A 22,799-nucleotide genomic window follows, 5' to 3' on the forward strand; every position below is an offset into this window, starting at 1 on the left:
CGCCGTAAGGGTGGGCGGTGGCGGCGGCCAGCCGCTGCGAAACGCGCCGCTCAGCACAGCTGCACCGCCTCACCCGCGCCCTCCGGCCAGGCCGTCAACGGGGTGAAGCCGCGGTGGCCGCACTCCCCGAACACCTTGATCGGGGCGCCGCCCGACAGCGCGACCATGCGCCACAGGCCCGGGCGGGCCCGTGCGGCGGGGGTGAGCGGCAGGGCCGTGTCGGCATCGGCGTCCGCCAGCTGCCAGGAGTCGCCGTCCGGGGTCGGTACGACCCGGTCCAGGGTGACCGGGACGGAGTCCAGCCATGGGTCGTCGCGGAGCGCCTCGCCGTAACGGGCCGTCGCCTCGACCGTCGTCACGCCCGGTGGCCGTATCGCGGTCGGAGCGGGCGGTGCGAACTGCTCGCCCAGAGCCGCCCGCACCTGCCCGGCGCCCGGATACGCCGACACCTCCGCCTCCAGGGTCAGACCGACGGGCAGGGCGAGCTCGGGCGCCCGGCCGGCCGCCCCATAAGAGAGGAGCAGTGCGGTACGGCCCGACTCGCCGCCGTACAGCCATATCCGGCGCGTCGTCAGTTTCACGTCCGCCGTGTCGTACTGGGCCAGGACCAGCCAGCGGTCCCGCACGGTCGGGCCGTCCGCCGAGGCCGGCAGGCCGATGCGGGAACGGACCGTGTCCGCCAGGCCGTCGGGCAGCCGCTCGCGGCCAAGCCAGCCCTGGTCGAGGAGGTGAAGAAGGGCGCACTCCTCCAGCAGGCGCACCGGCCACCCCGGGCCGGACGCCGGGATCGCCCCCAGTTCCCGTACCCGGGCGGCCAGGCCGGGGGCCTGGGCGTCGACCATGCGGGCCGCTGTCTCCTCCCACAGGCCGTACCCCGCCTGTTCCGCGCCGGCCAGACCGCCGCGCAGCAGGTCCGCCAGGCGCTGCTCCAGCTCCGTCGCCCCCGCGGTGACCCGCAGTGCGCGGCGCTCCGCCCTGCGCCGCGCCGCCCCGGGGTCACCGGTCCCCGACGAGGAACCCGACGCGCCCGCGGCCCGCTTCTCATCCGCCCGCTGCCTTCTCCCCTTTATCCACTGCTCCGCCCAGTCCGGCGCCGGCCCGGACGGCACCGCGCCGTCCCCGCCCGCCCAGAGCAGCAACAGTCCGAGCGCGTGCTTGCACGGGAACTTGCGGCTCGGGCAACTGCACTTGTACGCGGGCCCCGCCGCGTCCGCGACGTCGATGACCGTCTGATACGGCTTGCTGCCACTGCCCTTGCACAGCCCCCACACCGTCCCCTCGTCGGAACTCCCCGCCTCGGACCACGGCCCCGCCGCTCCGAGTTTGCTTCCCGCTGTGCGTGACGCGGCGTCAGGCGCCAGTGCCAGCACCTGGTCCGCAGTCCAGCGCACCCCCTGCTGAGTCATGCCATCGAAGGTAGATCCCACCACTGACAATCGGCCGGGGCCGAGGGGCAGCGAGTGGCTCCGCGAGCGCGTTTGCGCAGGTCGGAACGCATTGTCAGTGGCGTGGTGCAACGTGGATGCCAGATCCGAAACGGCGGCTGAACCGGCCGAGCTGGAGGGGGACTTTGCCATGCCTGTGTCCGTAGAACCGACGTCCGTCGAAGCGAAGGAGGCCGAACCGTCCGTGGCGTTGCGACCGCACGCCGAGGACGCCTTCGCCCATGAACTCGCCGCGCTGGCCGCGCAGGACGACCGCCCGCGCCCGGCCCGCTGGAAACTCTCGCCGTGGGCCGTGGCCACCTATCTGCTCGGCGGCACGCTGCCGGACGGCACCGTGATCACGCCGAAGTACGTGGGCCCGCGCCGCATCGTCGAGGTCGCCGTCACCACGCTCGCCACCGACCGGGCCCTGCTTCTGCTGGGCGTGCCCGGCACCGCGAAGACCTGGGTATCCGAGCACCTGGCCGCGGCGGTCAGCGGCGACTCGACGCTGCTCGTGCAGGGCACGGCGGGCACGCCGGAGGAGGCGATCCGGTACGGCTGGAACTACGCGCAGCTGCTCGCGCACGGCCCGAGCCGGGACGCCCTCGTGCCCAGCCCGGTCATGCGGGCCATGGCGGAGGGCATGACCGCCCGCGTCGAGGAGCTGACCCGTATCCCGGCCGACGTGCAGGACACGCTGATCACGATCCTGTCGGAGAAGACGCTGCCCATACCGGAGTTGGGGCAGGAGGTGCAGGCCGTCCGCGGCTTCAACCTCATCGCCACGGCCAACGACCGCGACCGTGGCGTCAACGACCTCTCCAGCGCCCTGCGCCGCCGCTTCAACACGGTCGTGCTGCCGCTTCCGGAGAGCGTCGAGGCCGAGGTGGACATCGTCTCCCGCCGGGTCGACCAGATCGGCCGCTCCCTCGACCTGCCGGCCGCGCCCGACGGGATCGACGAGATCCGCCGGGTGGTGACCGTCTTCCGTGAGCTGCGCGACGGGGTGACGTCCGACGGCCGCACCAAGGTGAAGTCGCCGAGCGGCACGCTCTCGACGGCCGAGGCGATCTCCGTCGTCACCAACGGCCTTGCCCTGGCCGCCCACTTCGGCGACGGAGTGCTGCGGCCCGGTGACGTCGCCGCGGGCATCCTCGGCGCCGTCGTCCGCGATCCGGCGGCGGACCGGGTCGTCTGGCAGGAGTACCTGGAGGCGGTCGTGCGGGAGCGGGACGGCTGGACGGACTTCTATCGGGCGTGCCGGGAGGTGAGCGCGTGAACGACGACGACCTGGGGTGGGGCCGCCCCAATGGCGGTTCCAAGACGGGGGGATCCAAGCCGGGCGTGTACGTGGCCGGGCGTCTCGCGGGAGTGGTGCCGCGAGGTCGGGTGCGGGAGGCAGCGTGGGCGGCCGGTGAGCGACGCGGGGGGCGGTGGTCCTGAGGGGAGGGCGGGGGCGGGGCGTCAGCGTCGGTCCTGACGGGAGGGCCGGTGCGGGGCATCAGTGGCGGCCCCGACTGGGGCGACTCGTGAGGGAGTCCCCGGATGTCCTGACCGGGGCGGCCCGTGAAGGAGTCCGCGGACGTCCTGACCGGGGCGGCCCGTGAGGGAGGTCCGCAGACGTTCTGACTGGGGCGGCCCGGCGGACGGGGACAGGGCGCGGCCATGCGGATCGGGACAAGGCTCGGCCATGCGGATGGGGACAGGGCGCGGGCCATGCGGATCGGGACAAGGCTCGGCCATGCGGATGGGGACAGGGCGCGGGCCATGTGGATGGGGACAGGGCAAGGCCAGGGGGTGAGGGGCGGCATACGCCGAGATGCGAAGGCGTGTCGGTGAGGTGAGCGGCGGGGCGGCGAGGGCGTCTGTGACCGGGGCGCTGCGAGGTCGGGTTCGGGAGGGCGTGCGATGAGGACACGGGGTAACCGCGGAGGCGAGGGGGTTCGGTGTGACAGGCGTTGACATGGCGGAGAGCGGTGGCCTGGAGACGGGCGCCCATCCAGTGGGCGATGTGCGGGCGGAGTCGGGCACCCCGGCCGCACCCACCCCGCTCGTGAAGCCATCGTGGCCGCTGCTGCTCGGCGTACGGCACCACGGGCCCGGGTCGGCGCGGGCGGTGCGGGCGGCGCTGGACGCGGCCCGGCCGCGCACCGTGCTGATCGAAGGACCGCCCGAGGCCGATGCCCTGATTCCGCTCGCCGCCGAGGAGGCCATGCGGCCGCCCGTCGCTCTCCTCGCCCACGCCGTGGACGAGCCCGGACGCTCGGCCTTCTGGCCCCTGGCCGAGTTCTCCCCGGAATGGGTCGCCATCCGCTGGGCTCTGGAGCACGGGGTCCCGGCCCGCTTCATCGACCTGCCGGCCACACACACGCTGGCGTGGGGAAAGCAGGAGGAGGCGCTCGACGCGGAGTCCGGTGAGGCGCGTGACCGGGATGCCGACGCTCAGCCGGGGGCCGAGGGCGGCGTCCGGGACGGCGATCCGGCTGACGCCGCCGGGGCGGGAGATCCTGTGCCCGCACCCGGCTCGGCCGGCAACGGCGGGCCGGACGAGAGCGATCCCGGCACCGACGTCCGGCTCGATCCCCTCGCCGTGCTCGCCGAAACCGCCGGCTACGACGACCCCGAGCGGTGGTGGGAGGACGTCGTCGAGCACCGGGGCGTGGGGAACGGGGATGCGTTCGCGCCGTTCGTGGTGCTGGAGGAGGCCATGGGGGCGTTGCGGGAGGCGTACGGGAGCGGCGGGCATGAGCGGGATCTTGTGCGGGAGTCCCATATGCGGCTCCAAGTGCGCGGCGTTCAGCGGGAGTTCGGCGACGATGTGGCCGTCGTGTGCGGGGCGTGGCATGTGCCCGCGCTGCGGCAGAAGAGCACCGTGGCCGCCGACAAGGCACTGCTGAAGGGGCTGCCCAAGGTCAAGGCGGACATGACCTGGGTGCCGTGGACGTATCGCCGGCTGGCCCGGGCCGGTGGCTACGGGGCGGGGATCGACTCGCCGGGGTGGTACGGGCACCTCTTCAGCGCCCCGGACCGGCCGGTCGAGCGGTGGCTGACCAAGGTGGCAGGGCTGCTGCGGGACGAGGACCGGATCGTGTCCTCGGCGCACGTCATCGAGGCGGTACGGCTGGCGGAGACGCTCGCGGCGATGCGTGGTCGTCCGTTGCCGGGGCTGAGCGAGACGACCGACGCGGTACGGGCGGTGATGTGCGAGGGCTCGGACGTGCCGCTGGCGCTGGTGCACGACCGGCTCGTTGTGGGCGACGTACTGGGGGAGGTGCCGCCGTCGGCACCGGCCGTGCCGTTGCAGCGGGACCTCGACCGGATCCAGCGCCGACTGCGGCTGAAACCGGAGGCGCTGGAGCGGGAGTTGGAGCTCGACCTGCGCAAGGAGAACGACGCCGAGCGCAGCAGGCTGCTGCACCGGCTGCGGCTGCTCGGCGTGGAGTGGGGCGAGCCGGTCGCGTCGCGGGGCAGTACGGGGACGTTCCGGGAGACGTGGCGGCTGCGGTGGGAGCCCGAGTTGTCCGTGCGGGTCGCGGAGGCCGGGGTGTGGGGGACCACCGTGTTCGCCGCGGCGACCGCCAAGGCCGAGGCGGACGCCGTCGCCGCGCAGGGCCTCGCCGACGTCACCGCACTCGCCGAGCGCTGCCTGCTCGCCGAACTCCCGGACGCGCTGCCCGCGGTGATGCGGATCCTCGCCGACCGGGCCGCCCTCGACGCCGACGTCGGCCACCTCGCCCAGGCCCTGCCCGCACTGGTCCGCTCCCTGCGGTACGGCGACGTCCGCGGAACGGACACCGGGGCGCTCGCGGAAGTCGCCGCCGGCCTCGCCGAGCGCATCTTCGTCGGCCTGCCCCCGGCCTGCGCGGCCCTGGACGCGGACGCGGCCGAGGAGATGCGGCGGCATGTGGACGCGGTGCAGGGAGCGGTGGGGTTGCTGGGCGACGCGGTGAGCAACTCGCCCACCACCCTCGGCCACGGCACCCTGCGTCACCGCTGGCACGCCGTGCTCCGGGTGTTGTCCCGGCGGGACAGCGTGCCCGGTGTCATCCGGGGGCGTGCCGTGCGGCTGCTGCTGGACGACGGGGAGTTGGCGCAGGACGAGGCGGCGCGGCTGATGGGGCTCGCCCTGTCGCCGGGGACGCCGCCGGCGGACGCGGCCGTGTGGATCGAGGGGTTCGTCGGTGGGGGATCGGGTGGCGGGATGCTGCTCGTGCACGACGAGCGGCTGCTCGGGTTGGTCGATGCGTGGCTGACGGGGGTGTCGGCAGAGGCGTTCACAGATGTGCTGCCGCTGCTGAGGCGCACTTTCTCGGCGTATGAGCCGGGGGTGCGGCGGACCTTGGGGGAGCTGGTGCGGCGTGGTCCGGGGCAGCGGCGCAGCGCCGGGGTCGGCGGCGTCGGCATACCCGGATTCGCCGCCGAGCTCGACGCCGGGCGGGCAGATGCCGTGGTGCCGGTGGTGCGGTTGCTCCTCGGGCTTCAGCGAGCGGGAGGGGCCAACAAGCCCAGGCTCGTCGACGGCGGCCTTCGCGACGGCGGCCATGGCGACGGCGGCCATGGCGACAGCGGTGGTGACAGCGGTGGTGACAGCAGCTTTGGCGAGAACGACCTTGTGGGGGCGAGCGGATGACTACTGACGGAGCGAGCGAACCGAGGGCGAGGGCCGGAGTGGTGGAAGCCGTCGGGCCATCGCACGGCTACCCGGCGCAAGGCCGGCCGACGTCGACGACCGTGCCGGTGATCCCGTTGTGGGAGCGGCCTCGTGAGGGAGCGTGCCGATGACGACCGAGGCGATGGATCCGGCGCGGGAGCGGCTGCGGCGGTGGCGGATGGTGTTGGGCGGGGACGACGCCGACGGCACCGGGTGCGCGCTCTCCGGGCGGGACGCCGCGATGGACGGGGCGCTCACCGCTCTCTACGGCAAGGGGGACAGGGCGCAGTCGGGGAAGGACCGTTCGGCGGGGCTCGGGGCGTCGGCGCCGTCCGTCGCGCGCTGGCTCGGGGACATCCGGACGTACTTCCCCTCGTCGGTCGTCCAGGTCATGCAGCGGGACGCCATCGACCGGCTCGGTCTGTCCACGCTGCTGCTGGAGCCGGAGATGCTGGAGGCGGTGGAGGCGGACGTGCACCTCGTCGGCACGCTGCTCTCGCTCAACAGGGCGATGCCGGACACCACGAAGGAGACGGCACGGGCCGTCGTGCGCAAGGTCGTCGAGGACCTGGAGAAGCGGCTCGCCACACGTACCCGGGCCACTCTCACCGGCGCCCTGGACCGCAGCGCCCGCGTCAACCGGCCGCGCCACCACGACATCGACTGGAACCGCACGATCGCGGCCAACCTCAAGCACTACCTCCCGGAGTACCGGACGGTCGTGCCGGAGCGGCTCATCGGGTACGGGCGGGCGTCGCAGTCCGTGAAGAAGGACGTCGTCCTCTGCATCGACCAGTCGGGCTCGATGGCGGCGTCGGTGGTGTACGCGTCGGTGTTCGGGGCCGTGTTGGCCTCCATGCGGTCCATCAACACGCGGCTCGTGGTCTTCGACACATCCGTCGTCGACCTCACCGACCAGCTCGACGATCCGGTCGACGTCCTCTTCGGCACCCAGCTCGGGGGCGGCACCGACATCAACCGGGCGCTCGCGTACTGCCAGTCGCAGATCACCCGGCCCGCGCAGACGGTGGTCGTGCTGATCAGCGACCTGTACGAGGGAGGCATACGGAACGAGATGCTCAAGCGGGTCGCCGCGATGAAGGCGTCCGGGGTGCAGTTCGTGGCGTTGCTGGCGCTGTCGGACGAGGGGGCGCCTGCGTACGACCGGGACCACGCGGCCGCGCTCGCGGCGCTGGGCGCACCGGCCTTCGCCTGTACGCCCGACCTGTTCCCGGAGGTCATGGCGGCGGCGATCGAGAAGCGGCCGATTCCCGTGCCGGATGCCGCCCGGGGGGGAAATGAAGCGAAATGAGAGGGAGGAGTGAGGCGGGCAAGGCCGTGGATCTGCTGGTGATTTGTCGACCTGGTGACGACCGACTTGGGCCAGCAAAACGGACATGACTACCCATCGGTAACGGGGGGCTTGCGCGACCTCGGGAGGGGCGTGCGAGGATCGACGCCTCTTCAGCGGTGCGCCGCGCCCCGCTTGTCCGTACCGCGTCGCGCCGACTCGTTGCTCGTCGCGTGTACTTCGTTCCGCCGCACGGGAGGACCCGCCTCGCCTTGACCTGGCCAGCCGCCTTGCCGCTAGCCGCTGTGCGCGTCCTGCGCACGGCGGCCGGACGGCGTGCGCTGCAGGTGGGGTTGCTGGTGGGCGGTCTGTTCGCGCTCGGGTTCCTCTGCGGGGAGCAGGCGTATGCGGCGGACGGGGTGTCGGTGGACTCGGGCACTTCGACGGTCGAGCGGTTGGTGACCGACGCGACCGAGGCCGGCACGCCGCCTCCCGGCGAGCCCGGACCGCAAGCCCCGGCCGACCCGGTGACTTCACAGCCGCCGGTCTCGAGCGCCCCGGCCCTCAGCGCGTCGGCCACGCAGCCCACCGACGGAGCGTCCGACGCCGACAACACCGCCGGCACAGACGACACCGGGAACTCCGACGACACCGGCAACACCGACAGCAGAGGCGGCCAAGTCCTCCGCCCCGTGACCGACCGCGTCATGGGCACCGTCGGTGAGCGCGTCCTCGGGCCGGTCGGGGACGTCGTCGAATCGGTGACCGCGGGCCTGGCCGAGGCGCCGCCGCTGTCGTCATTGCCCACGCTGCCCTCGCTGCCGGTGCTGCCGGAGTCACCGACTTGGCCGAGCCTGCCGGGATTCGAGATCCCCGGCCTGCCCGATGCGCCTGACTTTCCCGGAGCGCCGGCTCTCCCCGGCGTCCCGGCCCAGACCCTGCCCGCGCCCGTCACCACGACGCCGCGGCCGGGATCGACGGCACCCGCCGCTGGTGGCATACGCGAGGACCAGGGCCGTACCGGCACAGCGGCTTCCGGCACCTACGGTCCGCTGGTCGTCGCCGGTGCCGGGGCGTCCGGCAACTCGGCAGCCGGGGACGCACACCGCATGGCGCGTTCCATCTACGCCCCCGTCCAGCAGGCGCCCGCCGATCACCCGGCCGGTGTGCTGGGCAGCCGTTCGGCGGGCGACAACAACACGTCGCGGCACGGGGACGCGCACGCCGTCTCGCTGAGCCGGCGGGCGCCGCTGCGGCTGGTGCCCGGCGCCGCCGCCCAAGCCGTCGCGGACGAGATCCAGGACCGGCACGGGGACATTCCGGTTTCCCCCGCCTAGGCCGACAGGCCGGCCTTCCCCGCCGTAGACCTGCCGCGCGGGGGCGGAAACAGGTCTGCCCGCCCGTCCGGACCCCCCAGTTCCCGGATGTCCCCGACATCCCCCGGACGGAAGCCGCCGGAGCCGTACCCGGTCCCGCTGGTCCCCAACTCCCCGGACCGCGACCGGAACGGACGCCGGAATGTCCCCAAAACCGTCCGAAGCCCCGGAGCTTTTCCCGAATCCGTTTCTCCGGGGGCCTTCGGAGCCCCGAGATCTAGGGATCCGACGCACGCATGAACAAGAACATCCGCCGTTCGATCGTCATAGCCGCCGGTGTCACCGGCGCCTGGGCGCTCGGCTCGACCGTCGCCAGCGCGGACGAGTTGCCCGCCTCCACCCTCTCCATACCCGACACGACCACCGACGCGACCGACGCGACTGACGCGACCGCCACGGCCGACAGCAACGACGCCACCGGCCTGCTCGGCGTGGTCACCGACACCGTCGACGGCGTCGTCTCCGACGTGACGGGCACCGTCTCCGGTGTCACCGACGGCACCACCGGCACGGTCACCGACACGGCCGGTACGGCTCCGGTGAGCACCGCCGACCAGGCCCGCCGTTACGTCGACGCCGAGGTCGCGGTGCCGTCCGCCGCCAAGGCCGCCAAGGCCAAGGGCGCAGCCCAGGTCATCCAGGGCGCCAAGGCCGCCCGCGCGGACAAGGCGGCGCTGAAGGCCGCCGGGCAGGCCCAGGCCCAGGTCTCCGAGGGCGCCGCCGACATCGCCGGCGACGTCAGGGACCAGGACGCCCCGCACCTCCCCGACGCCATCGACTACCTCTTCGGCCCCCTCGCCGCCTTCGCCCCCGAGCTGGAGCAGGCGCTCGCCGCCGCCCAGACGAAGCTGCAGGGCACCCAGGCGGCGGCGCGTTCGCAGGCGCAGGGCGTCGAGGGCGTCGTCCGGACGAAGGCGCAGTACGCCGTCGCGGGCGCGGGCCGCACCGGCGCGGGCGTGCAGGACGTCGCCCACGCCGCCGTCACCCACGTCCAGGGCACGGCCACCGCCACGGCAGCGGACGCGCGGTCCACCGCCACCGGCAGGGCCACCGCGGCCAGGACGGCCGCCGAGGCCTCCGTCTCCGCCGTCCCCGGCCACGTCACCGGCACCGTCGGCGGCGTGCAGCAGAAGGTCGTCGGCACGGTCAGCACCGTCCCCGGCACCGTCACCCCGGTCGTCGAGCAGACCGCCGACGTGGTCGTCCCGCCGATCGCCACCGAGGCCGTGCGCGGCGTGGTGCCCGTGGCCGGGCACGTCGTCGCGGGCGTCGTCCCGGCCGCCCAGCACGCCGTCGCCGGTGTGGCCCCCGCCGCCACCCACGCCGTGGCCGGGGTGACCCCGGTCGCCGGTAACGCGGTGGCCGGCGTCCAGCCGGTGGCCGGCGGCGCGGTGGCCGGCGTGCAGCCGGTCGTCGGCCAGGCGGTGGCCGGTGTGGTGCCGGTCGCCCGGGGCGCCGTGGCTGGGGTCGCCCAGACCGCCGGTCACACCGTCGACGCCGCGACCGCGCTGGCGTACGGCGTCGTGGCCGACGTCCAGCCCGTGGCCACCGGCGCCGTCGCGGGCGTGCAGCCGGTCGCCGCCGGTGCCGTCCAGGGGGTCCAGCCGGTCGTCGGCGGGGTCGTGCAGGGCGTGCAGCCGGTGGCACACGGCGCGGTCGGCGATGTCCAGGACCTCGCTCACGGCACCGTCGCCGACGTCCGGCCCGTCGCCTACGGTGCCGTCGCCGACGTGCAGCCGGTCGCTCAGGGCGTCGCCGCGGACGTACCCCCGTACGCCACCGGTCTCGTCGGCCAGGTCGCCGCGGACGGCACCGGCACGGTCCTGCCGCCCGTCGCCGGCACCGCCGTGCACGGCGTCGTGCCGGTCGCCGGGCAGGCCGTCGCGGACGCGGGTGCGCTGGCGTACGGCGTGACCGGCGACGTCCGGCCCTTCGCAGGCGGCGTCGTCGGCGAGGTCGACCCCTTCGTGCACGGGGTGGCCGGGCCGGCCGTCCCCTTCGCCGAGGGTGCCGCCGCTCACGTGCAGCCGTTCGCGTACGGCGTCACGGGCACCGTGCATCCCGTCGTCGACACGGTCATGGACACCGTCCAGCCGGCCGTGCAGGGCGTCGGCGGCAGCGCCACGACGCTGGCGTACGGCGTCGTCGGCGATGTGCAGCCCTTCGCGGGCGGGGTGGTCGGCGAGGCCGACCCCTTCGCCCACGGCGTCGCGGGCCAGGTCGCGCCCTTCGCCGGGGACCTGACCGGCACGGTCCAGCACTCGGCCGGCCCGCTGGCCGGCAACGCCGTCACGGGCGTGCACGGCGTGGCCCACTCGGCCACCCCGGGCTACGCGCAGGACGTCCAGGCCGCCCAGACCGCCCAGACCGCTCACGCCGCACAGGACCTGCACTACGGCAACCCGTACGGCGTCTGATCCCCGTGACACCCGGGTCGCTCATGTGACCCGGCCGACCGACTCCGCGGGGCAGACGCCCCGGACGGCCGAAAGCCGTCGGCTGTTCCGACCGGAACCCCGCGGAACGGCCGGGTGATCCCCATTGGGGTGGGGATCACCCGGCCGACAGCCCACAGGGGCGGCCCATTCGTGCCCCTTCGGGCTGCTCAGAGGACCTCACCGGGTCAACCCCAGCCCGGTGAGGTCCTTCCGCTTTGTGCTCCGTCGTGTTCCCGTTTCCTCACAGTCGGCACGCCGTGCCAGAGATCTTTGCTGATCGCGGCATCATGTGACAGGTATCACCGCTCAGGTGTGACCCTCGATTTAGGGGCCTCCTGCAAGCAGCGATAACCTGCGAGACGGACATGCCGCGCGCTCGGACACCGTGTGCGCCTCCCTTGTGACACATGCGGACCGTCACGTTGCCCTTCGCGGCACGCCCACGCATCCAACGAACCGCGAGATCACTGATAGGGACGGAAGCGCGTGGACCTGTTCGAGTACCAGGCGAGGGACCTCTTCGCCAAGCACGATGTACCGGTGCTGGCCGGTGAAGTCATCGACACGCCTGAGGCGGCCCGCGCAGCCACCGAGCGTCTCGGTGGCAAGTCCGTCGTCAAGGCCCAGGTGAAGGTCGGCGGCCGTGGCAAGGCCGGTGGCGTCAAGCTCGCCGCGACCGCGGACGAGGCCGTCGCCCGGGCGACCGACATCCTCGGCATGGACATCAAGGGCCACACGGTCCACAAGGTGATGATCGCCGAGACGGCCCCGGAGATCCTGGAGGAGTACTACGTCTCCTTCCTCCTCGACCGTGCCAACCGCACCTTCCTCTCCATCGCCTCCGTCGAGGGCGGCATGGAGATCGAGGAGGTGGCGGCCACCCGTCCGGAGGCCGTCGCCAAGATCGCGATCGACGCCATCGACGGCGTGGACGAGGCCAAGGCCCAGGAGATCGTGGCCGCGGCGAAGTTCCCGGCCGAGGTCGCCGACAAGGTCGCGAACGTCCTGATCAAGCTGTGGGACACCTTCATCAAGTCGGACGCCCTCCTCGTCGAGGTCAACCCGCTCGCGAAGGTCGCCTCCGGCGAGGTCATCGCCCTCGACGGCAAGGTGTCGCTCGACGAGAACGCCGAGTTCCGCCACCCCGAGTACGAGGAGCTCCACGACAAGGACGCGGCCAACCCGCTCGAGGCCGCCGCCAAGGAGAAGAACCTCAACTACGTCAAGCTCGACGGCGAGGTCGGCATCATCGGCAACGGCGCGGGTCTGGTCATGTCGACCCTGGACGTCGTCGCGTACGCCGGTGAGAAGCACGGCAACGTCAAGCCGGCCAACTTCCTGGACATCGGCGGTGGCGCCTCCGCCCAGGTCATGGCCAACGGCCTCGAGATCATCCTCGGCGACCCGGACGTCAAGTCCGTCTTCGTCAACGTCTTCGGTGGCATCACCGCCTGTGACGAGGTCGCCAACGGCATCGTCCAGGCCCTGAAGCTCCTCGAGGACCGCGGCGAGAACGTCACCAAGCCGCTGGTCGTCCGTCTCGACGGCAACAACGCCGAGCTCGGCCGGCAGATCCTCACCGACGCCAACCACCCGCTGGTGCAGCGCGTCGACACCATGGACGGCGCGGCCGACAAGGCCGCCGAGCTGGCCCACGCCGCCAAGTAAGCACTCAGGACGAGGACACCAAACACCATGGCTATCTGGCTCAACAAGGACAGCAAGGTCATCGTCCAGGGCATGACCGGCGCCACGGGCATGAAGCACACCAAGCTCATGCTCGGTGACGGCACCGAGGTCGTGGGCGGCGTCAACCCGCGCAAGGCGGGTCAGACCGTGGACTTCGACGGCACCGAGGTACCCGTCTTCGGGACCGTCAAGGAGGCCATCGAGAAGACCGGCGCCAACGTCTCCGTCATCTTCGTGCCGGAGAAGTTCACCAAGGACGCGGTCGTCGAGGCCATCGACGCCGAGATCCCGCTGGCCGTCGTGATCACCGAGGGCATCGCCGTGCACGACACGGCGTCCTTCTGGGCGTACGCCGGCAAGAAGGGCAACAAGACCCGCATCATCGGCCCGAACTGCCCCGGCATCATCACCCCGGGCCAGTCGAACGTCGGCATCATCCCGGGCGACATCACCAAGCCGGGCCGTATCGGCCTGGTGTCGAAGTCCGGCACGCTGACGTACCAGATGATGTACGAGCTGCGTGACATCGGCTTCTCGACCGCCGTCGGCATCGGTGGTGACCCGATCATCGGCACCACGCACATCGACGCGCTCGCCGCGTTCCAGGCCGACCCCGACACCGACCTGATCGTGATGATCGGTGAGATCGGTGGCGACGCCGAGGAGCGGGCCGCGGCCTTCATCAAGGACAACGTGACCAAGCCGGTCGTCGGCTACGTCGCGGGCTTCACCGCGCCGGAGGGCAAGACCATGGGTCACGCCGGCGCCATCGTCTCCGGTTCGTCGGGCACGGCCCAGGCGAAGAAGGAGGCCCTGGAGGCCGCGGGCGTCAAGGTCGGCAAGACGCCGACGGAGACGGCGAAGCTGGCGCGCGAGATTCTCGGCGGCTGACCTTTCAAAGGGCGCTCAGCTGAAGGTCGGTGGGCCCGTTCCCTGCGTGGGGGCGGGCCCACGGCGTTGTCGCTCGCCGCGCTGACGGTTGCTGCCTGCGCCCACCCGTGCCGCCCCAGCGACATGACTGCAACGCCCCAGGGGCGCGGGGAACTGCGCGACCGGCCACAACGGGTCCGCGGCGGGAAGACGGCCGTAGTCGCAACGGCGGATCACCGCATCGCCGCATGGCCGCATCACTCAGCCGGCTTCCGGGACCAGTCTCACCGGCCCGCTCGCTGCCTCTTCCTTCAGCTTCTTCCGCAGTTCAAGCTCCCTCTCCGACAACGGCCCCGGCGCCACCCTCGGCGGCACACCGAGCACCGTCGCCCCCGGCGGCACCGGCGGCTCGTACCGGGTCGGAGCTGTCCGCAGCGTGAGCGCCGTCGTGCCGATGAGGGTCACCGTGAACGCGATCGCCGCCCGGGTCCAGAAGCGGGCCCGGCGTTCGCCGGCCTCGCGTACCGCCGGCGGTCTGGCGGCGCGCAGACGCTCGGCGGAGGCCAGTTCGGCCAGGCGGCAGTGGAGTTCGGCGGGGTCGGACAGCGCCGGTAGCCGGTCGGCGACCGCGGCGCGGGCGTGCAGCAGGCGCTTCGCGGTCGCCGGAGTGCTCGCCTCCGACTCCGCCGCCGTTTCGGGCAGGTCGAGGCCCACACCGTCGTAGAGGAGAAGCGCGCGGCGCTGTGGTGGCGGGAGTTTGAGGAGTACGTCCAGCAGGGCGCGGTCCGACGCGTCGGCGGGCGGGGGTTCGGGGTGCCGGTAGCGGGGGCGGAACCGGTGCCAGGGGGAGAGGGCGAAGTCGTACGCCGTCGCCCGCACCCAGCCCGCCGGGTCCCGGTCGCGGGCCACCTCGGGCCATCGCTGCCAGGCGAGTTGGAAGGCCCGCTCGACGGATTCACGGGCGAGTTCGCGGCGCCCGGTGAGCAGGTAGGTCTGCCGGGCGAGGGCGGGGGCGCAGAAGGCGTAGAGCGCGTCGAAGGCCTGGGCGGGGGTGAGGGGGCGCGTCGGCTGCTGACTTCGTGTCACCTCTCCCGCCGTCGGGCCCTGCTGAGTCTCCGTCCCTTCGGTGAGGGATCGGAGCAGTTGGGCGTACGTCTCTTTCCTGAGGCCGCGCGGTGTCGTACGGCCGTTCTCCCACGCGTGTACCGTCTCGCGGCTGACGCCCACCCGTGTCGCGACCTGAGCCTGCGTCAATCCGGCCGCCTCACGCAGATGTCGGCGTTCCTCGGGCGGGGGGAGCGGGGTTGCAGGGGTCTGCGTCACCGGGCGCCCTTCCGTGCGAAAAAGTACATAAACATATATTGAGCGACACATCGGAGCTTCGCCTGTTACGACGGAAAAGCGCGTGTCGTTGGGAGCATGGCGGGCGTGATCGAGATGACCGCTCGCCGAACGCCCCCGTCGTCCTCGCACTCGCGCCCGCACGGCCGAACGCCCGGACTGGCCGCCAGCCTCCTGAGCGGCGCGTTGGCGGCCGGGCTGGGGCTGGGTGTGTTCGCCGTGCTCGTGATGGTGCTGTGGGTCAGTTCGCCGTATCCGGACAGCGGGCCTGGGGGTGCGCTGCGGATCGCCGCCGTGCTGTGGCTGCTCGCGCACGGCGCCGAACTGGTCCGCGCCGACACCCTCTCCGGCGTCCCCGCGCCGGTCGGCGTCACGCCGCTGCTGCTGTTCGTGCTGCCGGTGCTGCTGGTGCACCGGGCGGCGCGGGACGCGGCGGCGGACGGGGGTGAGGGGGAGCCGCTCGTGCCGGGGCGCACGGCGTGGGCGGGCGTCGTGCTCGGGTACCTCGGGGTCGGGGCGGCGGCCGCGTTGTACGCGGCGCGGGGGGAGCTGCGGCCGGAGTGGTGGTGGACCGGGGTGTGGGTGCCGCTGGTCGTGACGGTCGCTGCGGGGGCTGGGGTGTGGACGGCGTGCGGGCGGCCGCCCGAGGTGGTGGAGGGAGTGCTGGTGGCGTTGCCGAGGAGGGTACGGCGGCTGGTGCCCGGGGTGGCGGCGCGGGCCCGGCTCGGTGTCGCCGGGCGGGCCGCGGGGGCCGGGGTCGCGGTGCTCGTCGGGGGTGGGGCGGTGCTGGTGGGCGGGTCGCTGGTGTGGCACGGGGCGGCGGCGCGGGCGTCCTTTCTGCAGCTGACGGAGGGCTGGTCCGGGCGGTTCGCGGTGCTGCTGCTGTGCGCGGCGCTCGTGCCGAACGCGGCGGTGTGGGCGGCGTCGTATGTCCTGGGGCCGGGGTTCGTGCTCGGGGTGGGGCATGTGGTGGGGCCGGTGTCGTCGGCGCCCGCGCCGTTGCTGCCGCCGCTTCCGTTGCTGGAGGCGGTGCCGGGGGCGGCGGATGGGGGGCCGGTGCGGTGGGGGGTTGGGGCGGTGCCGGTTGTGGCGGGGGTGGTGGTGGGGTGGTTTGTGGCGAGGGTCGCGGCTTGTGGTGTTGGTGACGTCAGGGGTGGGGGAGCGGCTGAGAGGGACCCGTCCCAGCGTGGGGGAGTGACTGAGGGAGTGCGGACCACGGATGGGCGAGCGGCTACGGCGGGCAGGGGGCGGGCCGGGCAAGCGCTGGCGCCTGTCGTGGTCTGGTCGAGTGGGCGGACCGCCGGCGTTGCGGCGCAGGCCGCCGTGTGCTGCGGGGGCCTGTTCGCTGTGCTGGCCGTGCTGTCGGGTGGGCCGCTGGGGGTGGGGGTGCTGGCGCAGTTCGGGCCGGTGTGGTGGCAGGTGGGGGCGGCGACGCTGGGGTGGGTCCTGGTGACGGCGGTTCCGGTGGCCGTGGTGGTGCGGGCGTGGCGGTGCCGGGCGGGGCGGGGCGTGGCGGCGGGGCCGGTGAGTGAGACGCCGGGGGCGCGGGTCGGGATCGGTGGACCTCGGGTGGAGGCGTCCGGGGAGAGCGGTGCCGGCGGTTCGGGAAGTGTCGGTGGGCGCCGGTTGCGGGAGCGGTTGCCGGTGGTGGGCCGGTGGTGGTCTCGGGCGGCGGAGTCGGAGGAGGGGGAGGGCGCGGGGGCAGGGGCGGGGCGCATGCTTTACGACCAGGAGGAGCCGTACCTGGTGGTGGAGCAGGGGCAAGGGCAGGGGCCTGGGCATGGGCATGGGCATGGGCATGGGCATGGGCAGGCTGTTCCGTCTCAGGGGGACGATCCGCCCGTTCGGTCCGCGAAGGGTGAACCTGAGACCTTGAACGAGGCGCGCGACGAGGAAATCCCGTATGTGGAGTACGACCACGACACCACGTTCGAGCCGTACGACTTCCCGTCCAGCGAGCCGTCGCCGGAGCCGCCGCCCTCGCCCTGGCATGACGACGCCTCGCGGGCGGTGGGCTGGGCGGCGATGAAGGACGCGACGGAGCCGGCGGAGGCGACCGAGCCGGCGGATGCCGTTGGGGCTCCGGAGCTGTCGGCCGCCGTGGGAGGCGCGGATTCATCGGATGCCCTTGAGGACTCGGACGCGTCCGATGCCCTTGAGGAGCCGGATCCGCCTGTGGACGCCGCCTCTGAGGACACGGCGACGCAGCAGTGACCGACGGGAGGCCCGGGGCGCACCGCCGAAGTTTCTCGCCCCCGCCGCCCCTACCCGTCCCATCCTCCAGGGGCGCTGCCCCTTCGACCCCGGTCCCTGGGGGCCTGCGGCCCCCAGACCCCCGCTTCGGCCCTTAAGGGGCCTCGTCCTCAAACGCCGGACGGGCTGCAGAAGCCGCCCGGCCCTGGGAAGTGACCGCCGGACCGGAGGGCTAGGACGACTCAGCCCCGTTCCCCAGGCCCCCGCAACTCAGTCCCCATTCCCCAAAACCCCCCGCAACTCCTCCGGCAAAAGCTCATTGCACGACTGCTTCGCCTCGTTGGTCAGCGCATCGTTCGTGCAGGTGTAGTAGTCGCTGTACACCACCTGCGCCGTGAACCCGGCGGCCACCACCGCGAGGGCGAGGGACGCTGTGACGAGGCCGCTCACCGCTGCTGTTGTCTGGGGGCGGCCCGTGGGCTGGGGGGCGGGGGTGTCGGGGTCGGGGGTGCGGGGCTTGGTGCGGAGGCTGCTGGTGCCCCAGTAGAGGGCGAGCGCGCCCAGCAGCAGGGCCACGTACGGCCAGCTGAAGAGGGCGAAGAAGAAGGCCCACATGCCGGACAGCAGGGCGTAGCGCGCGCGGCGCTGGGCGGGGTCGGTGGGGTCCCAGCGCGGGCCGGTGCCGGGGCCGCCTGAGCCGGGGCCGTCCTGGCCGCCGCGGGGGCGGTCGCCGAAACCGCCGGGCGAGCGGCCCGGCTGGCGGTCGCTCCACTGGCTGCCCCAGGGCGAGTGGCCGCCGCCCTCACCCGACCCCTGCGCGCCGTCCTCGCCGGAGGGGCGCCGAGGCTGCCACGGGCGGTCCGGTGTGCCCTCGGGCGGCGGTGCGAAGGGGTTGTCCTCGCGCGGCCGGCCGCCGCGACCCCGGTCGCCCTGAGGCCGGCCGTCGCCGCCCCGCTCGTCGCCGTGCTGCCCGCCGGAGGGTGCGTCGGGCGGTGAGGCAGGGCGCTCCCGCAGCAGCATGCCGCTGTGCTCCCCTCCCTGCACAGGCTGCGGGGGGAGCATGTGGAGTCGCAGGCTGCGGTCCGGCATCAAGTGAGCGTCTTCCCCTTGGTGAAACGGCTGATTGGTGAAACGGCTGATACGGCTGTCCGGCATGAACTGTCACTTCGAGAACGTGCCGCACGCCGACCGCGTTCCCGAGTCCGCCCCACCAGACGCTACCTCCCGGTCACGCCCCCGTCCCGAGGGGGCCGCCCGAAGTGCCGGTATCGTTGCTGACGGTCGGCCGCTTCGTAGACTTCCCCGTATCCCGGGGCGCGAAGCATTCGTACGACCGTACAAACGCACCCCCGAGAAAGGGCCCCACCGTGGCCGCCAAGCCCGTGGCCGAGCGTGTCAAGCGCCTCGTCGTGCTGGTCTCCGGATCCGGCACCAATCTGCAGGCGCTCCTCGACGAGATCGCCGCCGTCGGCCCCGAGGCGTACGGCGCGGAGATCGTGGCCGTCGGAGCCGACCGCGAGAACATCGAGGGGCTCGCGCGGGCCGAGCGGGCCGGGCTGCCGGTCTTCGTGCGGAAGGTCAAGGAGTACGGCAGCCGGGACGAGTGGGACGCGGCCCTGGCGGAGACCGTCGCCGCGTACGAACCCGACCTCGTCGTCTCCGCCGGGTTCATGAAGATCGTGGGGAAGGAATTCCTGGCTCGGTTCGGCGGGCGGTTCGTCAATACCCACCCGGCTCTGCTCCCCAGTTTTCCCGGTGCCCACGGCGTCCGTGACGCCCTCGCGTACGGCGCCAAGGTCACCGGCTGCACCGTCCACTTCGTCGACGACGGCGTCGACACCGGACCGATCATCGCCCAGGGCGTGGTCGAGGTCCGGGACGAGGACGACGAGAGCGCTCTGCACGAGCGCATCAAGGAAGTCGAGCGAAGGCTGCTCGTCGAGGTCGTGGGGCGGCTCGCCCGCAACGGCTATCGCATTGAGGGACGAAAGGTAGTTATCCAGTGACCGCCACCGCCGAGAGCAACAAGCGGGCCATCCGTCGCGCGCTCGTCAGCGTCTACGACAAAACCGGCCTCGAAGACCTCGCGCGCGGGCTGCACGAGGCGGGCGTGGAGCTTGTCTCCACCGGGTCCACCGCGGGCCGTATCGCCGCCGCGGGCGTCCCCGTCACCAAGGTCGAGGAGCTCACCGGCTTCCCCGAGTGCCTGGACGGCCGCGTCAAGACGCTGCACCCGCGCGTGCACGCGGGCATCCTCGCCGACCTGCGCCTGGAGGACCACCAGCGGCAGCTGGCCGAGCTGGGCGTCGAGCCGTTCGACCTCGTCGTCGTCAACCTCTACCCGTTCCGGGAGACCGTCGCGTCCGGGGCCTCTCCCGACGAGTGCGTCGAGCAGATCGACATCGGCGGCCCGTCGATGGTGCGTGCCGCCGCCAAGAACCACCCGTCCGTCGCGGTCGTCACCAGCCCGGCCCGGTACGCCGACGTGCTGGCGGCCGTGCAGAACGGCGGCTTCGACCTCGCCACCCGCAAGCGCCTCGCGGCCGAGGCCTTCCAGCACACGGCGGCGTACGACGTGACCGTCGCGAGCTGGTTCGCCTCCTCCTACGCCCCCGTCGACGAGTCGCAGTTCCCGGACTTCCTCGGCGCCACCTGGGAGCGCGAGAACACCCTCCGGTACGGCGAGAACCCGCACCAGCCCGCCGCCCTCTACGTCGACGCCAGTGGTGGTGGCCTCGCCAAGGCCGAGCAGCTGCACGGCAAGGAGATGTCGTACAACAACTACACGGACACGGACGCCGCCCGCCGTGCCGCGTACGACCACACCGAGCCCTGCGTCGCGATCATCAAGCACGCCAACCCCTGCGGCATCGCGATCGGCGCGGACGTCGCCGAGGCCCACCGCAAGGCACACGCGTGTGACCCGCTGTCGGCGTTCGGCGGTGTGATCGCCGTCAACCGGCCGGTCAGCAAGGAGATGGCCGAGCAGGTCGCCGAGATCTTCACCGAGGTCATCGTCGCGCCCGACTACGAGGACGGCGCGCTGGAGGCCCTCACCAAGAAGAAGAACATCCGCGTGCTGCGCTGCCCCGAGGGCCCCGGCAACCCCGTCGAGGTCAAGCCCGTCGACGGTGGCGTCCTCCTCCAGGTCACCGACCGCCTCCAGGCCGACGGCGACGACCCCGCGGGCTGGACCCTCGCCACGGGTGAGGCGCTGTCCGCCGAGGAGCTGGCGGAGCTCGCCTTCGCCTGGAAGGCCTGCCGGGCCGTCAAGTCCAACGCCATCCTGCTCGCCAAGGACGGTGCCTCGGTCGGCGTCGGCATGGGTCAGGTCAACCGGGTCGACTCCGCGAAGCTCGCCGTGGAGCGTGCCGGCGCCGAGCGCGCGCAGGGCTCGTACGCCGCCTCGGACGCGTTCTTCCCCTTCCCGGACGGCCTGGAGATCCTCACCGCGGCCGGCGTCAAGGCCGTGGTCCAGCCCGGCGGTTCGGTCCGTGACGAGCTGGTCGTCGAGGCCGCGAAGAAGGCCGGCGTGACGATGTACTTCACGGGCACGCGGCACTTCTTCCACTGACAGAACGCCAACCTGGCGGCGCTACGTCGAACTGCGCAGCGCCGCCCAGGTGTTGGGGCCCACCTGACCGTCGACCTCAAGCCCCTTGGCGCTCTGGAACTGCTTGACCGCGGACTCGGTGGCCCTGCCGAACTCACCGTCCACGCCCGAACTGCCCACGCTGTAGCCGCGCCGGGTGAGCATGCACTGCACCTGGACGACGCGTTGGCCCTTGTCGCCGTAGTCGGTGAGCTCGGTGCCGGAGTAATACGTGCACTGGGAGATCCAGGGCGGGGTGGCGGGCGTGGTGGCCGTCTTGGCGGGGGTGGCGGTCGGGGTGCTGGCCCCGCCGCCCCCGCTTCCGTTGCCGTCGGACGGTTCGGAGGCCTCGTCGCCGGGCTTGGCCTGGGACCCGCCCGCACCGCCGCCCGTCGCGGTCGGGCTCTGCGACGCCCCGGCCTGCTCCGTCCCCGGCGTGGCCTTGTCCTTCCGCTCCTTCTCCTTCTCCTTGTCCTTGGCGCCGGAGGGCGACGTGGACGAACTGGGGAGGGGAGAGGCCTGCGCGTCGCGGGCCGTTGCGCTGTCGGCCGCCGTCGGGGCCGCCGAGGCCGTCTCGTCGAAGGACGGGCGGGTGAGGAAGAAGGCGCCCGCGGCCACGGCACACACAGCGAGGCCTGCGGCCACGGAGAGGTACGCCTTCCGCTTCCTGCGGCTGACCCCGCCCTCGGGGACCGGGGTCTGCGCGGGGGTGCCGTACTGCCCGGACGGCATCTGCGGCGTAGGAGGCCCGGAAGCGGGGCCGGGGTCGTGAGCGGGGAACGCCCCGCGCCCCGTCGGCGCACGCAGCTGGACCGTCTCCTGGACGGAGACCTGTTCCAGTACGTCGCACGCCTGCCGTCGGGCGAGCAGTCGGGCGTCCAGCGGCTCGTGCCAGGAGGTCCCGCGGCTGTGACCGGAGGCCGTGGCGGCCTCGAGGAGCTGCCGCGGGGTGGGGCGCCCGGCGGGGTCCTTGGCGAGGCAGGCGGACAGCAGCGCGGCCAGCGCGGGGTCCACGGCGGAGAGTTCGGCCATGACCTCCGGCTTGGGCTCCTCGAACGCGACCCGGTGCATCACGTCGACGCCCGTACCGTCGCCGAACGGGGCGTGCCCGGTGGCGGCGTAGATCAGGCTTCCCGCGAGCGAGAAGACGTCGGAGGCGGTGTCGCAGCTCCCCTCGCGCAGATACTCGGGCGCCATGAAGGCGGGCGTGCCGACGCGGCTGCCCGTGGAGGTGATCGCGCTGCTGTCGGCGAGCTGCGCGATGCCGAAGTCGATGACGTACGCGCCCTGCAGGGACAGGATCACGTTGGACGGCTTGAGATCCCGGTGGACGACGCCGGCGGCGGCCAGCGCCGACAGGGCCTGCCCGAGCTCCGCCACCAGTCGCCACACCCCGGCGGCCCCGAGCGCACCGCACTCGCGGACGGCGTCGGCGAGGTTGAGGCCGGGCAGGTACTGCGTCGCCATCCACAGCAGCGAGTCGTCGAACCCGGTGCCGAGCAGGTCCGGTGTGCGCGGCGTGTGCACCTGGGCGTGCACGGCGGCCTCCCGCTCGAAACGCCGCCGGAACCGGGCGTCCTCGGCGTACTCCGGGCGGATCACCTTGACGGCGGCGAGGCCGGGAGTGCTGTCGGCGGGGCGTGCGAGGTAGACATGCCCCATGCCGCCGCTGCCGAGGAGGCCGAGCGGTATGTAGGGGCCGATTCGCGGCGGGTCCGTGGGCCGCAACGGGCTCGCCCCCGCCTGCCGCAGTGCGGCGTCCCCGGACGCCGAGGCATCCGGCGGCATCGGCTGGTGGTCTGACATGGGTCCCCCGACCTGCTCCTTCTCGCAACCTGCTCTCAGGTCGCGCCAGTTGACTGATGAGAGGCTATCGTCCCGGCGCTGGGAGTGGCTGGAGAGCAGCGGTCACGGAGCGGCCACACACGCGA

At 73.1% G+C, this 22,799-nt stretch carries 14 protein-coding genes; 10 read left to right on the top strand and 4 right to left on the bottom strand.

All coding sequences use genetic code 11. The features are described from left to right. Nucleotides 1-50: 50 nt before the first annotated feature. Nucleotides 51-1,406 (bottom strand): SWIM zinc finger family protein, encoded by a 1,356-nt coding sequence (locus ACIBU0_RS21325; RefSeq protein ID WP_398820493.1) that lies wholly within the window; start codon nt 1,404-1,406, stop codon nt 51-53. 169 nt (nt 1,407-1,575) lie between these two features. Here ACIBU0_RS21325 and ACIBU0_RS21330 point away from each other — a divergent pair, with 169 nt between their 5' ends. The 7 genes from ACIBU0_RS21330 to sucD all read left to right on the top strand — a co-directional run bounded on the left by ACIBU0_RS21330 (nt 1,576) and on the right by sucD (nt 13,763). Next, complete coding sequence (locus ACIBU0_RS21330) at nt 1,576-2,706, top strand: AAA family ATPase (RefSeq protein WP_398820495.1); 1,131 nt, start codon at nt 1,576-1,578, stop codon at nt 2,704-2,706. Nucleotides 2,707-3,390: 684 nt separating this feature from the next. Further along, on the top strand, nt 3,391-6,057 hold the full coding sequence (locus ACIBU0_RS21335; protein WP_398820842.1) for a DUF5682 family protein: 2,667 nt from the start codon (nt 3,391-3,393) through the stop codon (nt 6,055-6,057). A 148-nt stretch (nt 6,058-6,205) separates the two neighbouring features. Then, nucleotides 6,206-7,390, top strand: a complete 1,185-nt coding sequence (locus ACIBU0_RS21340) for a VWA domain-containing protein (protein WP_398820498.1) — start codon at nt 6,206-6,208, stop codon at nt 7,388-7,390. A gap of 284 nt (nt 7,391-7,674) precedes the next feature. Then, nucleotides 7,675-8,706 (top strand): hypothetical protein, encoded by a 1,032-nt coding sequence (locus ACIBU0_RS21345; protein WP_398820501.1) that lies wholly within the window; start codon nt 7,675-7,677, stop codon nt 8,704-8,706. Between the two features lie 275 nt (nt 8,707-8,981). After that, entirely contained in the window at nt 8,982-11,162 is a 2,181-nt protein-coding gene (locus ACIBU0_RS21350) for a hypothetical protein (RefSeq protein WP_398820503.1), read from the top strand. A gap of 507 nt (nt 11,163-11,669) precedes the next feature. Continuing rightward, on the top strand, nt 11,670-12,851 hold the full coding sequence (gene sucC, locus ACIBU0_RS21355; RefSeq protein WP_398820506.1) for an ADP-forming succinate--CoA ligase subunit beta: 1,182 nt from the start codon (nt 11,670-11,672) through the stop codon (nt 12,849-12,851). 27 nt (nt 12,852-12,878) lie between these two features. Then, nucleotides 12,879-13,763 (top strand): succinate--CoA ligase subunit alpha, encoded by an 885-nt coding sequence (sucD, locus tag ACIBU0_RS21360; protein WP_398820509.1) that lies wholly within the window; start codon nt 12,879-12,881, stop codon nt 13,761-13,763. Between the two features lie 240 nt (nt 13,764-14,003). Here the strand turns inward: sucD and ACIBU0_RS21365 are convergent, their stop codons facing one another. Then, nucleotides 14,004-15,065, bottom strand: a complete 1,062-nt coding sequence (locus ACIBU0_RS21365; RefSeq protein ID WP_398820512.1) for a helix-turn-helix domain-containing protein — start codon at nt 15,063-15,065, stop codon at nt 14,004-14,006. 96 nt (nt 15,066-15,161) lie between these two features. On the opposite strand from ACIBU0_RS21365, the gene ACIBU0_RS21370 reads away from it, so the two are divergent. Next, a complete protein-coding gene (locus ACIBU0_RS21370) occupies nt 15,162-17,297 on the top strand; it encodes a DUF6350 family protein (protein WP_398820514.1) in 2,136 nt (711 codons plus the stop codon). A 249-nt stretch (nt 17,298-17,546) separates the two neighbouring features. Here the strand turns inward: ACIBU0_RS21370 and ACIBU0_RS21375 are convergent, their stop codons facing one another. Beyond that, nucleotides 17,547-18,365, bottom strand: a complete 819-nt coding sequence (locus ACIBU0_RS21375; protein WP_398820517.1) for a hypothetical protein — start codon at nt 18,363-18,365, stop codon at nt 17,547-17,549. A 278-nt stretch (nt 18,366-18,643) separates the two neighbouring features. On the opposite strand from ACIBU0_RS21375, the gene purN reads away from it, so the two are divergent. Further along, the gene (gene purN / locus ACIBU0_RS21380; RefSeq protein WP_398820520.1) at nt 18,644-19,282 is read left to right on the top strand and encodes a phosphoribosylglycinamide formyltransferase; all 639 of its coding nucleotides are present in this window, start codon (nt 18,644-18,646) and stop codon (nt 19,280-19,282) included. Next, nucleotides 19,279-20,850 (top strand): bifunctional phosphoribosylaminoimidazolecarboxamide formyltransferase/IMP cyclohydrolase, encoded by a 1,572-nt coding sequence (purH, locus tag ACIBU0_RS21385; RefSeq protein WP_398820523.1) that lies wholly within the window; start codon nt 19,279-19,281, stop codon nt 20,848-20,850. Before purN ends, purH begins: the two co-directional genes overlap by 4 nt. 21 nt (nt 20,851-20,871) lie before the next feature. Here the strand turns inward: purH and ACIBU0_RS21390 are convergent, their stop codons facing one another. Next, complete coding sequence (locus ACIBU0_RS21390; protein WP_398820526.1) at nt 20,872-22,674, bottom strand: protein kinase; 1,803 nt, start codon at nt 22,672-22,674, stop codon at nt 20,872-20,874. Nucleotides 22,675-22,799 lie beyond the last annotated feature (125 nt).

The sequence above is a fragment of the Streptomyces sp. NPDC049627 genome (assembly GCF_044465645.1).
Taxonomy (GTDB): Bacteria; Actinomycetota; Actinomycetes; order Streptomycetales; family Streptomycetaceae; genus Streptomyces.

Coding starts and splice junctions, on each gene's coding strand:
- ACIBU0_RS21375 (WP_398820517.1), bottom strand. CDS start 18,365: ATGCCGGACCGCAGCCTGCGACTCCACATGCTCCCCCCGCAGCCTGTG.
- ACIBU0_RS21390 (WP_398820526.1), bottom strand. CDS start 22,674: ATGTCAGACCACCAGCCGATGCCGCCGGATGCCTCGGCGTCCGGGGAC.
- ACIBU0_RS21335 (WP_398820842.1), top strand. CDS start 3,391: ATGGCGGAGAGCGGTGGCCTGGAGACGGGCGCCCATCCAGTGGGCGAT.
- ACIBU0_RS21340 (WP_398820498.1), top strand. CDS start 6,206: ATGACGACCGAGGCGATGGATCCGGCGCGGGAGCGGCTGCGGCGGTGG.
- sucD (WP_398820509.1), top strand. CDS start 12,879: ATGGCTATCTGGCTCAACAAGGACAGCAAGGTCATCGTCCAGGGCATG.
- ACIBU0_RS21325 (WP_398820493.1), bottom strand. CDS start 1,406: ATGACTCAGCAGGGGGTGCGCTGGACTGCGGACCAGGTGCTGGCACTG.
- ACIBU0_RS21350 (WP_398820503.1), top strand. CDS start 8,982: ATGAACAAGAACATCCGCCGTTCGATCGTCATAGCCGCCGGTGTCACC.
- ACIBU0_RS21330 (WP_398820495.1), top strand. CDS start 1,576: ATGCCTGTGTCCGTAGAACCGACGTCCGTCGAAGCGAAGGAGGCCGAA.
- ACIBU0_RS21370 (WP_398820514.1), top strand. CDS start 15,162: ATGGCGGGCGTGATCGAGATGACCGCTCGCCGAACGCCCCCGTCGTCC.